The following is a 14084-nucleotide window of genomic DNA, read 5'->3' as shown; positions in this document are numbered from 1 at the left end:
GCTTCTAAAAATGCTGGAAGACATATTTTATATGGTCAATATTGTATCATATGGTAGCAGGGGAGTATTACCAAAAGGTCGTTTACAAGATTCTTGAGAGTTTGGTATGTTAGATGCAAGTCGTCTAGCTGCTAACCAGCAGATGCTACATCAAAAATCCGTTGTCGGCCTCAATTGGCTTTGGGATATTCTCATCTTCAATCATTTCTCTCAGATCTATTTCTATGCCTCTTGCGATGGAGGTGATAGGTACGTCGTTGTAGGTGCCTTCGAACGGGTTTTCAGAATAATCACCAATTTTCTCCATCAGGAAAAATACCCAAATAATGAGGGCAGAAATAACCGGGCAGACCCAGAAAAGCCAGCCGTGGATACTTTTGGCCACATCTAGTAATCCGAGTGGAACGAATGCACAGAAAACTACAGTGAGCCAAATGGCAGTAGATGCATATTGCCTTGGAAAAGGAAAATTTTTGATACGCTCTGATTTGCCCTGATCTGCATAGAAGCTAACGATGAGCTGGTGAAACTCCATATGCCTGAAATCCTCGAAGTGATTTTTATCTCTTAAATCCTGTAGCCGCTGTGACTGGTACCTCATGATTTGAGTGGCTACATTGGTTTTTTGATCCAGCACCTTCACTTCCTCTTCAGAAATGTACTTTATGAGCTCATTGTCTAGTCTATTGGTGTAGTCTTCGCAGACAGTGGGGGCATATTTACCTTTCACCCTATTTTCGGTATGCTCCCAAGGTCTGCTCAGTCTGAGCTGATGTCTGAGGGCGGTAAGCCAGGCGACATGACGATAGATCAGTTCCTTTTTTATTTCTTCGCTTCCATCGCCACTTACAAAAGCAACGACTGCGACACCGAAGCTTCGGCTGTTGTTGACGATGCCGCCCCAGATTTTTCTCGCTTCCCAGGTTCTGTCGTAGGAACTGTTGTTTTTGAATCCAAGATAGAATGCCACAGCTATACCTATTATACTTATCGGCTGCCAGGGTATGTATAGGTTGAAGTCTAGATAATAGGACCCGACATATATGATTAATGAATATAAGAACCCTAAGATAAATGGCCCTTTTGACCAATTAAATGTCATCCAAAATCCGTAATTTCTTTTCGTATACATAGGTTCGCTTTCAAAATTTTAAGATCTTCAATTTAAATAAAAGACATTCTTATACAAGTGAAAACAGTAGACAAATGCATGTGATGAGGCTGTAGGTAGAAAAATGGATTTGTCAGAGAAGCTACGGGCGCACAAAAAAAGCCTCACATTTCTGCAAGGCTTTATTGGGTGAAAGACCGGACTCAACGGGGGCGCCTAGCCCGGCGACCTGCAGGACCGCAATCTTTCTGAAGTATAGGCACAAAAAAAGCCTCACATTTCTGCAAGGCTTTATTGGGTGAAAGACCGGACTCGAACCGGCGACCTCCTGGACCACAACCAGGCGTTCTAACCAACTGAACTACAATCACCATATGAACTCAGCCCTTTTGGCTGATCTCCTTGCTTATGCAACAAGGAACCCTGCCTTTCGACAGGGACGCAAATTTAGAAACTACTGCTCTTAAAATCCAAAATTAATTCGGCATTTATTTTCTGTCGAAAAGCATTCTTTTTCCAGACTGCCCTTCTATTATTTTTCCATCGGCATAGGCCAGATGCCCGGATACAAACGTATGCGTGATTTTGCTTTTAAAAGTTTGGCCTTCAAACGGACTCCAGCCACATTTAGAAAGAATGTTTGTCTTTTCTACTCGCCATTGATCGGCCGTGTCTACAAGTACCAAATCAGCATAATATCCCTCGCGGATGTATCCACGATCCTTTATTTCAAATAGGATGGCCGGATTGTGGCAGGCTTTCTCAACCAACTTTTCTAAAGAGATTTTACCATTCAGATGATGTTCTAGAAGAGCAGGCAAGGCATGCTGCACTAAAGGCCCACCAGAAGGACAGTTTAAATAATCGCCGCCCTTTTCTTCTATCGTATGTGGTGCGTGATCAGTAGCTAGTACATCTATTTTGTCATCAAGCAAGGCTTGAAAGATAGTGTCCCGATCCAAAGCAGTTTTTACAGCCGGATTCCATTTTATCAACCCGCCCTTAGTTATATAGTCCTCTTCAGAAAACCAAAGGTGATGAGTACAGGCCTCTGCGGTAATCAGTTTATCCTTCAGTGGTATTGAATTATCGAATAGTCCAGTCTCTTTACCGGTAGAAATATGGAGCACATGAAACTTGGTGTTGTTGGCCTTCGCCAGCGTAACAGCTTTCGAGGACGAGAGATAGCAAGCTTCTTCACTTCTAATGTGCGGGTGGGCAGTCATCGGAATTTTGCCCTCATACTTTTCTTTATAGATTTCAGTATTTCTTCTTATAGTGGTTTCATCCTCGCAGTGTGCGGCTACGATGAGCTCAGCCCGGGAAAATAGCTCATTGAGCGTTTTTTCGTCGTCCACCAGCATATTGCCAGTAGAAGAACCCATGAAGACCTTTATACCGCAAACATTTTGCCTGTTGGTTTTCATCACCTCTTCAATATTGTCGTTGGAGGCACCCATAAAAAATGAGTAATTGGCCAATGATGAACGCGAAGCAATATCATATTTGTTTTGCAGTAATTCTTGAGTGAGCGTGTTTGGTACTGTATTGGGCATTTCCATATAGGAAGTTATACCTCCAGCTACAGCAGCTCGGCTTTCGGTGTAAATCTCTGCCTTGTGTGTGAGGCCCGGCTCTCTAAAGTGTACCTGATCATCTATCAATCCGGGAAGTAAATATTTGCCTTTTGCGTCTAGTACCTCTGCAGATTCATGTGACAGATCATATCCTATCTGCTCTATGCGTTGATCTTTGATGAGCACGTCGTGCATCAGTATTTCACCTTCGTTTACAAGTTTTGCGTTTTTTATGAGTGTATATCTGGACATGGCTCCTGTGTTTTTTTCTGGCTTCAATCTTCTTTCAAAAAATCTGCTTCAGAAACACTTTATGATTTATCATTTCGTGCAAGCTGCTTCTGATAGATTCGACGTATTTTGATAACTTGCAGCAAAATTAACTGGCTCTGGCATCTAATTGCTATCGATGGCTAATAACATGGAAAATTTCTCAGAATTCAAGCTGAATAAGCAAATTTTTAATGCCATAGACGAGGCAGGGTACACGAAACCTACTGGCATACAGCAAAAAGCCATTCCACTTATTTTAGCAGGGCACGATGTCATGGGTATTGCTCAGACCGGTACCGGTAAGACGGCGGCTTTTGTTCTGCCTTTGCTTATGAAGCTCAAATATGCTCAGGGCACGGACCCCAGAGCACTAATACTTGCACCCACACGGGAGTTAGCAGCACAAATCAATGAAAATATTGCGAAGTATTGTACCTATCTGGATTTACGATTTACTGCAGTATATGGCGGGACTGGGATGAAGATACAGGAGGAGAAGCTTGCCGAAGGTATAGACATCTTGGTCGCAACTCCGGGTCGATTTGTCGATCTGTACAAAAAAAGAGCGCTACATACCAAACTTATTAAGACCTTGGTGATTGATGAAGCAGACAAAATGATGGACATGGGTTTTATGCCGCAGATCCGTCAGATATTGGAAATCATACCAGTCAAAAGGCAAAACTTACTTTTCTCAGCTACTATGTCCACTATTGTAGAAAACCTGTCTGCCGAGTTCCTTGAGTTTCCGGAGAAGGTAGAGGTGTCCCCACAATCATCAACTGTAGATGCCATCAGTCAGCATTTATATTTCATCCCGAATTTCATGTCCAAAATCAACATGTTGGATTTTCTCTTAAAGGATGAGGCGATTACCAGAGCAATAATCTTCGTGAAAACGAAGTCTAATGCAGACAATATTTACAAGTTTATTGAAAGGAAGATCACAAAATCAGTGCGTGTGATCCATGGCAACAAGGCACAAAATACAAGGCTCAACTCTATTGACGCATTCAAAAATGGTGAAATTAGAATCTTGGTGGCCACTGATGTGGCAGCAAGGGGATTGGATGTGAGTATGGTTTCTCATGTTATTAATTTCGACGTGCCATTGATTTATGAAGATTATGTGCACAGAATTGGCCGGACTGGGCGAGCGAAAAATTCGGGAGTGGCTATTACTTTTGCCAATCAGGCAGAAGAATACCACATCAAGCAGATAGAAAAGCTAATTAACAAAGAGATAAAGATTCAAACCATTCCTACAAGTGTTACTCTTGAGAAGACACCGTTTGTGGAGCAGCAGGAACAGTTACGTGAAATAGACTTTCGAAAACGAAAACTGGATCCAACCTATCAAGGGGCTTTTCATGACAAAAAGAATAGAAAATCTAAACCCTCTAAAAAGAGGAAGTAGGGATATTTATTCATTCGTCTAAGAAATTGACAGATTCGTCGAAAAAATATTTCGATTCATAGAATTTAATTTAACAGATTAAAGAAAGAGGTTATAATTGCTATAGAAAGATGGATTAAAAAGTCTTTCTTTCCATAGCTGGTTGAAAAGATCTTGTGGGGAATAGGTACATCGGTACCTAATCCCACAAGTATCGATCCCTCCTCTCTCTCATCAGCTCAATTCACAAAATAGTTTTATGGCCAATTAAGTATGATTTTAGGCCAAATTCTTCACTCATATTTGCTCATTTCAGTTTAGATTTGCGGGAAATTTCGAAGCAATTTTCGTTTGATTAATCGTAAACATTTAACCCATAATGAAAGCAAATCTTAACGAACGCACCCATTTTCAGCAAAGACACAATGGGCCATCCCAAGAGGATATTTCACAAATGCTAGATACCATTGGAGTAAACTCCGTGGATGAACTCATTGATCAGACCGTACCTGAAAATATTAGAGAGCGGAGTGCACTGAATATTCCCGAAGCACTGGACGAGTTTAGTTACATCAAGTCGGTCAAGGAGATTGCTTCGAAAAATAAAGTTTACAAGTCATTTATTGGACTAGGATATTACAATTGTGTCACTCCAGCCGTGATCCAACGCAACATTCTTGAAAATCCGGGTTGGTATACGGCTTACACTCCATATCAGGCAGAAATTGCACAAGGTAGATTGGAAGCCCTTGTCAACTTTCAGACTATGGTTGCCAACCTAACAGGGATGGAGCTTGCCAATGCTTCATTACTCGATGAAGCGACGGCGGCTGCAGAGGCCATGACCATGCAATATGCCCTAAGGAAAAAAGATAAAAAGAATGCCACTAAATACTTTGTGGACGAAAGAATTTTTCCTCAGACATTAGATGTGCTCAAAACACGTGCAATTCCGCTGGGTATCGAGCTTGTCATTGGAAAACATGAAAGTATCGACCTTGTTGCACAGGACTTTTACGGCATAATCGTGCAATACCCTAATGCAGAAGGTAGTGTTGAAGATTATAGATCATTGTTTGCTACGGCTAGAGAAAATCAAATTTTCATCACAGCTGCTACCGACCTGATGAGCCTTGTACTCCTTACTCCTCCCGGAGAGATGGGTGCAGATGTGGTAGTAGGGACAACCCAGCGATTTGGAGTTCCAATGGGATTTGGTGGACCACACGCTGGATTTTTTGCCACAAAAGAAGATTTCAAAAGACAAATACCAGGAAGAATAATTGGCGTCTCACAAGATAGCCATGGCAACAAAGCCTACAGGATGGCCCTGCAAACCAGGGAGCAACATATAAGAAGAGAGAAGGCAACTTCCAATATCTGTACTGCTCAGGTACTGCTTGGAGTGATAGCCGGAGCCTATGCAGTCTATCATGGTCCTAAAGGGCTTCAAAGAATTGCTACACGAATCCATGGACTTGCGAGTCTTGCAAGTCAATTTCTTACTAGACTGGGCTTTGAGCAAGAAAATGAAGTGTTTTTCGATACCTTGAAAATTAAGGCGAACGATGAACTGAAGGAACAAATACGAAAAGAAGCTGAGAATAAAGAAATCAACTTCAACTATTACAATGAAGGATATATCGGTATCTCATTTGATGAAACCCATACAGTAGCCGACTTATCAGAAGTAATTTCAATATTTGAAAAGCATAGCGATACTACTATCGACAATAAGGAAGTCATCGCAGCTGCCAATGAAGTTGAGGTGAAGTTCTCATCCGCTTTTGAACGAACATCAGCATTTCTTGAGCATCCCGTTTACAATAAGTATCAGTCGGAGCACGAGATGCTTAGATACTTGAAGCGATTAGAAAATAAAGATCTGTCTCTGGCACATTCCATGATTTCTCTGGGGTCATGCACCATGAAGCTGAATGCTACTTCTGAGATGGTTCCGATTACGTGGCCCGAATTTGCTCAGATGCATCCATTTGCCCCTGTGAATCAGACTGAGGGGTACAGAGAGCTAATCAAGAATCTTACTGAGTGGCTGTCTGAGATTACAGGTTTTTATACCACATCATTGCAGCCTAACTCAGGAGCACAAGGAGAATATGCTGGACTTCTCGTGATCAAAGCTTATCAAGCTGATAAAGGTGAAGCTCATAGAAATGTGACTTTGATACCCAGTTCTGCACATGGCACCAACCCTGCCAGTGCTGTCATGGCTGGTAATACTGTGGTCATTGTGAAATGCGACGAAAAAGGAAATATTGATGTAGAAGATTTACGCGAGAAAGCGACACAATACAAGGATACACTTTCATCATTGATGATTACCTATCCATCCACACATGGCGTATTTGAGGAGAGTGTAACTGAAATATGTGATATCATTCACAAGAACGGCGGGCAGGTATACATGGACGGAGCCAACATGAACGCACAAGTAGGACTGACCAGCCCAGGCTTTATCGGCGGAGATGTTTGTCACTTAAACTTACACAAGACATTTGCTATACCTCATGGTGGTGGTGGTCCGGGTATAGGCCCAATCGGAGTAGCAGAGCATTTGGCTCCTTACTTACCTGGAAGTCCATTAGTAGATATAGACCATGGGAAGTCTATTACATCTATCTCTGCCGCCCCTTATGGAAGTGCCGGTGTATTGCCAATATCCTATGGGTATGTGGCTATGATGGGTCCTGATGGTCTACTGAATGCGACCAAGATGGCAATACTCAATGCAAACTATATCAAAACCAGACTGGAGTCCAAATTTCCGATTTTATATACCGGAACCAATGGAAGGTGTGCTCATGAAATGATCGTGGATTGTCGCGCCTTTAAGTCCTTCGGAATAGAAGTGGAGGATATCGCGAAGCGATTGATGGATTATGGGTTTCATGCCCCTACAGTGTCTTTCCCTGTGGCAGGTACGCTGATGATAGAACCTACAGAAAGTGAAACTAAAGAAGAATTGGATAGATTCTGCGACGCATTACTACAAATCCGTGAGGAAGTAGAGGCCGTAGAAAATGGCACAGTTGACGCCGAAGACAATGTCTTGAAAAATGCCCCACATACTGCGGACTCTGTTCTGGTGGATGACTGGACGCATGGATATTCGCGAAACGATGCAGCATATCCACTTGACTATCTTAGAACATATAAATTTTGGCCATCGGTAGGCAGAGTGGACAATGCTTATGGAGATCGTCATCTATTTTGTAGCTGTATACCAGTAGAAGAATTTGAAGAAGTTGTTGAAGCTTGATTTGTCAGGCAACTGACATTCGAATTTTAACATTATTATATCAAGCCAAAACCTTGCCTGGCAAGGTTTTGGCTTGTAAAATGGAATTAAAAACTAACTAATGAACAAACCTTTACTTCTCTTTGCACTACTGGTATTCATCGATTGCTCCCTGCTAATAGGTCAGGAAGTAAAGAATACTAATGAAGAGAAGAATGCACTAACCTATGCCCGTCCGCCAGAAGGTACCATAAATTACAGTAACAGTTTAAACGCAAAACCTCTAGAGTACGAACTCTCTCAGGTGGGAGAAAATTCGTTCAAAGTAAAATTCATCAACCAACCTTCGGATTACCTGGATATAAAAATATATGATGTCATTGGTAATTTGATCCTTAAGGAAAGTGTAAAACAGTCAAAAGACTCAGAACTAGAGTATCAATTCGATGAGATCAAATCTAAAATCTTCGTCATCAAAGTAAAATCAGGTGAGCAGAATCTGACAAAAAAAATCAATCTGTAATTTTTTCACCCCTCACGCTCAGATAGCGTAGCGCAAGTAACCATCAGGTCTATTTTTTGAGTATATTGTGTCCGATATTGATACAGTTTTTTGTTCAATATAGTGCGATTTTCAAATTGCTTTTTTTTCAATATGCGCTCTGGAGAACACAGAAGTAGGTTTTCGCTTTTGGCACATATTCTGACTAATAAACTTTTAACTAAGAAAACACCGTGGAAAAAGAACTAGGAAATATACTGATAATAGATGATGACGAGGATGTGTTGTTTGCAGCCAAGATGCTGCTGAAAAAACATGCGAAAAACGTAATCATAGAAAAAAATCCAAAGAAGATTCCTTTCTTAATGAATAATGACACCTATGATGTCATTCTTCTTGATATGAATTTTAGTAAGGATATCACAAGTGGAAAGGAAGGGTTCTATTGGCTGGAGCAAATTTTAGAACGTGACCCCAAAGCTGTCGTCATCCTGATCACGGCATTTGGTGATGTGGAAATGGCGGTTCGAGCATTGAAAGAAGGAGCCACCGACTTTGTACTCAAGCCATGGCAAAACGAGAAGCTACTTGCTACCCTCAATACTGCAGTCAAACTAAAGAAGTCCTACAAAGAGGTAGACCAACTAAAAAGCGCCAAAAAACAGCTCGAAGAAGAAATCAATCAACCATTCAAGGAAATCATTGGCGAAAGTCAAGTGATCAAAGATGTTTTTAAGATAATTGAAAAGGTGGCTCAAACTGATGCCAATGTTCTCATCCTCGGAGAAAACGGTACTGGAAAAGAGCTGATCTCGAGGGCCATTCATATGCAATCTCTGCGCAAGGACAACGTCTTCGTAGGTGTTGATATGGGAGCTATTACCGAGACATTGTTTGAAAGTGAGCTCTTTGGACACAAAAAAGGCTCCTTTACTGACGCTAAGGAGGACCGCACCGGACGTTTTGAAGTTGCCAGTAAGGGCACGTTGTTTCTTGACGAAATTGGAAACCTGAGCATGCCGCTACAGTCAAAACTACTGACTGTCATTCAAAACAGACAAGTGACTAAAATTGGAGCCAATAAGCCCTTCAATATAGACATACGCCTAATATGTGCTACAAATATGCCGATTTATGATATGGTAGAGGAGGGTACATTCAGACAAGATTTGCTGTATCGAATCAATACTGTAGAAATACACCTACCGTCACTTCGAGAAAGATTAGATGATATTCCGCTACTCGCCGACCACTTTGTGAAAATATATAGCTCGAAATATAGAAAGAGCGGAAAGAAGATAGGAGCAACTACACTCAAAAAGCTACAAAAGTATCATTGGCCTGGAAACATTCGTGAACTGCAACATGCCATAGAACGTGCAGTAATTATGAGTGATGAGTCCACGCTTTCACCAGAGGATTTCTTTTTTCTCAATCATAAGCCTGATGGACAGTCAGACAGTGAGTCCGATACCTTTAATTTGGATGAGGTAGAGAAGAATGTCATTAAAAAAGCCATTGATCGCCACGATGGAAACATCTCAAAGGCGGCCAAGGAGCTGGGACTGACAAGAGCTTCTCTATATCGTCGATTGGAAAAACATGGCTTATAATAATAATTTCAAGGTCAATCTCATAATCAGGGTGCTGCTTATCTTAGGTACCTGTATTGTATTGGTCAATCTATTTTACGAAGAGTCTTATTTGCTTACAAAAATCCTTGTGGGGGGATTGCTAACCTATGAAATCTATGTCCTCATAAGATACTTAGACAAGACGAACAAGGAACTTGCCGGTTTTCTAAACTCTATTAAATATGATGATTTTACACATACTTATACGACTAGGAAGACGGGCACTTCCATGGATGGCCTATATCAGCAATTCAACAATGTCATCAAAAAGTTTAGAGAAATACGTGCTGAGAAGGAGGCACAGCATCAGTACCTCCGTACCATTGTGCAGCATGTAGGGATTGGTATCATTACCTTCAATAAGAACGGTGATATTCAAATCATCAACTCTGCGGCAAAATCACTGCTTGGCGTAGATCTGATCAAAAATGTCAAGCAACTGGATGCAGTTAGTGAAGAGCTAGTCAACAGTTTGACAGAGCTGAAAACCGGTGGCAGAGATTTGATGAAAATTGTGAGGAAAGGAGAAGAAGTACAACTGGCCATATATGCCATTGAGCTCATGCGACGGGATGAAGAGTTTAAGCTGATCTCTATTCAGAACATTAAAAGCGAGCTTGAAGAGAAGGAGATGGACGCTTGGCAAAATCTTATTCGGGTACTCACTCATGAAATAATGAATTCGGTGACTCCAATCTCCTCACTTGCGGCTACTGTTGAATCAGAACTAGAAAGTCAAATCAGGGCCGATGATTTCAAAATTGAAAACATCTCCAAGGATGACCTCGAAGACTTTCATATGGCATTACATACTATACATAAACGAAGTGAGGGACTCATAAAATTCGTTAGCGATTTTAGAAATCTCACTCGAATCCCAATACCACAACTAGAGGATATTCTGATTTGCGATTTGATTCGACCTATTCTAAATCTGCTAAGGTTTGATATCGAACAAAATGATATTCAGGTGAACATGAGCATAGAACCAGAGCAGCTCATGATTCGAGCGGACAAGGAGCAAATCGAGCAAGTGTTAATAAACCTGATCAAAAATGCTATTCAGGCTTTTGAGGAGAACGAAGAACTCGGCAAGCACAAAGAGATAATAATAAATGCAAGAGTAGAATCTGATGAAAAAATCTCTGTCAAAATTATCGACAATGGGACCGGGATAGACGAAGAAGCACTCAAGAAAGTGTTTATTCCATTCTTTACTACCAAAAAATCTGGCTCTGGTATTGGCCTAAGCCTCTCAAAGCAAATTATGCGAAAGCATAATGGCAATATTTCGGTACAGTCCACAGTAAATGAGGGAACCGAGTTTGCACTGATTTTCCCACGCTAGAATAATTTTCAAACTATAGTGTTTGGTAAGCGTCTGCCCTAATTATATTAGTGGTGAAGATTGTCTAAAAATGGCTATAATCAGTAAAAAGAAGATTCCGTTTAAAATTAGCCAAAAGCTAAATGTGTACTTGCACAAGTACAAACGGACCATTGCTGTGCCCATAGAATACGAGTCATTGCTCCGCTACGACAATTCTATTCCGCTATACGACAATCAGGGCGTGGACACGCTGTGGGAGACGGTATTCTATCCGCAGACCGACATGGCTATGATTCATCATGACCTCAAACAGATTTATTCAGAAATAAAAGCAGACGGCGATGTGAGTGTGATGGATCACCTACGGGTAGAGCGGGTGGATATTTGTCAATATGGAAATACCAAGCCTTTTCGGGTGAGAATTGTCAATCTGATCAACGATAATTTTGATTACTTCTATATCAAAAATGCCGATGCTTCCAGAATCTATGGTCTTGAGCTAGAACATTTACTTTCTCCTAACAGAATCAATTATGTAGTACATAAAAATACACTGATCGAGGAGCATATTGCTGGTATACCTGGAGATCAATTTATCAAACTCCACCTCAAGGACAAAAACCTTAATGAAATTAGACTGGCAAAAGAATTTGTCAAGTTCAACGAGCGCTGTTTTGTAAGACTGCTCGGAGATATGCACTCCAGCAATTTTGTGGTCAATATTATTCCCGACTTTGAAGAAATATCTTATCGACTAAAAGCTATCGACTTCGATCAGCAATCTTATGAAGGTCGAAAAAACATCTACCTCCCACAATATTTCAAGCAAAACAATGCGTTGATCAATATGGGCCTTCGTCACATGACTCCTGAGACTGTCCGGCAGTATCAAAAAGAAGAAAGATCACTTATCGCCAATAGGTTGAGAGTGGCCAGGTATCGTGTGTTTGACCTGATGAGAGCCATGATCGACGATACTATCTCTTTTCCTAAAAATGTAGTAACACTAAAAAAAGACCTGGCTGAATTTTATCACGAACCCAAGTTTATGAAGTGCAAAAACATGGGTGAAATTGTGAAAATGAGCCTTTGGATGGTGTTCAAAAAAACTGATTTGTACAACTATTAAATCTTATGAAGAATCTACTATTAGCATTCCTGTTATTAAGCCTGACTTACTGTCAAACCAAGACGGAAAATATGGAGTCGAATGAATCCAATGAACCTACCGAATGGGTTGATGAAAATCCTCCAATGGATGGTTTTAATTTTGAAAATTCGGATCCTGAAGCAATCGTAATTGCTGATAAAGTAATGAAAGCCATGGGCGGGAGAAAGGCTTGGGACGAAACTCGATATATTTCATGGACTTTCTTTGGGAAGCGCAATTTATTATGGGATAAATATACAGGAGATGTCAGGATTGAATATTTGGACAGAGATGAAAACCTGCTCGTGAACATTCATAGCTTAAATGGCAAAGCTTCGGTTGATGGGATTGAAATTGTGCAGGAGGATAGTTTGGCAAGTTATTTGAATAAGGCCAAAAGTATCTGGATCAATGATTCCTATTGGCTGGTAATGCCATTCAAATTGAAGGATTCGGGTGTTTCCTTATACTATGTGGGAAGCGACACTACAGAGGTTGGTCAGGAGTCCTATGTACTCCAGCTGGCATTTGAGAATGTAGGAGATACACCACAAAATATCTACCACATATGGGTGGATCAGGAATCGAATTTAGTAACCCAGTGGGGGTTTTATGAGTCTTCAGAAAACCCACACCCGGATTTTATTACTCCATGGGAGAATTATGAGAAACATGGAAATATTCTGCTGTCAGGAGGTAGAGGAAAAGGAAGCCTTACTGATATAAAAGTACTAGACGAGGTACCAAAAGAGGTGTTTACGTCGTTTGAACTAAATAGTAATCAAAAATAATATGCTTAAGATGATTGTGTCAAAAAATATACTCTTACTAGGGCTTACGTTTTTAACAAGCTTCACCCTGATGGCTGAAGACGGCGTCTTTATTTTGTCAAAGACAAAATCTCTCGGTAATGGAAAAGTATCTGTCTCAGAAATCTATCTGACCCCAGACAAAATGATGGTAAAAAACTCTGGTGCAGATAATAGTACCATCATTTTTGATGCGACTACCGAGATATTTACTTTCATTGATAATAAGAAAAAGGAATACTATCAGTTTGATAAGCCAACCTTGTTGCAACTAAAAGAGCAAATAAAAATGATGGCTAAAATGATGCAGCAGTTTGCTGCCAACATGCCAGAAGAGCAGAAGAAGAGGTTTGATAAAATTTTGAACCCCGGAGGGGATATGATGACCTATCAAACCAACGGTCAAAATGCCAAAGTCGGATCTTGGGCTACCACAGGATATGATGGTTTGAACGAAGATAATAAAGTACTGCAGATGAATATTGCTTCATTTCAAACACTAGGTGTGGCGCAGTCAAAATTTGATGTTATGAAAAAGATGATGAATTATTTCAAACAAAATCTTCAGGAAGTGATAGCGCTGATTCCGTCAGGCGGATCCTTTTCGCAAATGGGGTTTGACGATAATAGTCCAATCCTAAAGGACGGAATCCCGGTGAAAACCATCTCTTATAAGGAGGGTAAAGCTGATAATGAAAACATAGTAGAGTCTTTGGCGGAGCAAGCTATTGCTGCAGATCAGTTTAAAGTGCCGGCTGGATACAAACAACAACAAATCAATATGCAATCTATGGGACGGTGACCAGATGCCGACAGAAAACACCAAAGTACTTTAAGAATAAAAGAAAAGCAGCTTGCAAGTAATTGCAGCTGCTTTTTTATTGACCAGTCTAAAAATGGGCTTTAACCTGGATTATGCATTAGGAATCGTGATGAAAGCTATAAAGCGCAAAGAAAGAGGCACTTATATTGAAGAGGCATAGCACCGCTATGGTGATTCAATAAATATATGTTAAGTGTCTATTTCAAAGTGCTTTATGATT

The 14084-nt window shown here is 40.7% G+C and carries 10 protein-coding genes and 1 tRNA gene; 8 read left to right on the top strand and 3 right to left on the bottom strand.

Annotated elements, in window-relative coordinates; genetic code table 11:
- Positions 1-145 precede the first annotated feature (145 nt).
- The 3 genes from ABJF11_RS10850 to ABJF11_RS10840 all read right to left on the bottom strand — a co-directional run bounded on the left by ABJF11_RS10850 (position 146) and on the right by ABJF11_RS10840 (position 2940).
- Complete coding sequence (locus ABJF11_RS10850) at positions 146-1132, bottom strand: bestrophin family ion channel (RefSeq protein WP_348119870.1); 987 nt, start codon at positions 1130-1132, stop codon at positions 146-148.
- A gap of 275 nt (positions 1133-1407) precedes the next feature.
- Positions 1408-1483, bottom strand: a tRNA-His gene (locus ABJF11_RS10845).
- A gap of 116 nt (positions 1484-1599) precedes the next feature.
- Positions 1600-2940 (bottom strand): dihydroorotase, encoded by a 1341-nt coding sequence (locus ABJF11_RS10840; protein ID WP_348119869.1) that lies wholly within the window; start codon positions 2938-2940, stop codon positions 1600-1602.
- A gap of 157 nt (positions 2941-3097) precedes the next feature.
- Here ABJF11_RS10840 and ABJF11_RS10835 point away from each other — a divergent pair, with 157 nt between their 5' ends.
- From ABJF11_RS10835 to ABJF11_RS10800, 8 genes are all read left to right on the top strand, one after another.
- Positions 3098-4378, top strand: coding sequence for a DEAD/DEAH box helicase (locus ABJF11_RS10835; protein ID WP_348119868.1), 1281 nt, complete (start codon positions 3098-3100; stop codon positions 4376-4378).
- A gap of 358 nt (positions 4379-4736) precedes the next feature.
- Entirely contained in the window at positions 4737-7637 is a 2901-nt protein-coding gene (gcvP, locus tag ABJF11_RS10830) for an aminomethyl-transferring glycine dehydrogenase (RefSeq protein ID WP_348119867.1), read from the top strand.
- A 100-nt stretch (positions 7638-7737) separates the two neighbouring features.
- Positions 7738-8139 carry a hypothetical protein gene (locus tag ABJF11_RS10825; protein ID WP_348119866.1) on the top strand — a complete coding sequence of 134 codons (402 nt, stop codon included), beginning with the start codon at positions 7738-7740 and terminating at the stop codon, positions 8137-8139.
- A gap of 212 nt (positions 8140-8351) precedes the next feature.
- The gene (locus tag ABJF11_RS10820; protein ID WP_348119865.1) at positions 8352-9731 is read left to right on the top strand and encodes a sigma-54 dependent transcriptional regulator; all 1380 of its coding nucleotides are present in this window, start codon (positions 8352-8354) and stop codon (positions 9729-9731) included.
- Positions 9721-11100 carry an ATP-binding protein gene (locus tag ABJF11_RS10815; RefSeq protein ID WP_348119864.1) on the top strand — a complete coding sequence of 460 codons (1380 nt, stop codon included), beginning with the start codon at positions 9721-9723 and terminating at the stop codon, positions 11098-11100. The genes ABJF11_RS10820 and ABJF11_RS10815 overlap by 11 nt, the downstream gene beginning before the upstream one ends.
- 70 nt (positions 11101-11170) lie before the next feature.
- Positions 11171-12211 carry a hypothetical protein gene (locus ABJF11_RS10810; protein ID WP_348119863.1) on the top strand — a complete coding sequence of 347 codons (1041 nt, stop codon included), beginning with the start codon at positions 11171-11173 and terminating at the stop codon, positions 12209-12211.
- A 5-nt stretch (positions 12212-12216) separates the two neighbouring features.
- Positions 12217-13023: a hypothetical protein gene (locus ABJF11_RS10805; RefSeq protein WP_348119862.1), complete on the top strand. Its 807-nt coding sequence runs from the start codon at positions 12217-12219 to the stop codon at positions 13021-13023.
- 10 nt (positions 13024-13033) lie between these two features.
- Positions 13034-13843: a hypothetical protein gene (locus ABJF11_RS10800; protein ID WP_348119861.1), complete on the top strand. Its 810-nt coding sequence runs from the start codon at positions 13034-13036 to the stop codon at positions 13841-13843.
- The last annotated feature ends 241 nt before the right edge of the window (positions 13844-14084 follow it).

The organism is Reichenbachiella sp. (assembly GCF_039941815.1).
GTDB lineage: Bacteria > Bacteroidota > Bacteroidia > Cytophagales > Cyclobacteriaceae > Reichenbachiella.
The sequence above is the reverse complement of the archived record's forward strand: the minus strand, read 5'-3'. Positions and strand labels throughout refer to the sequence as shown.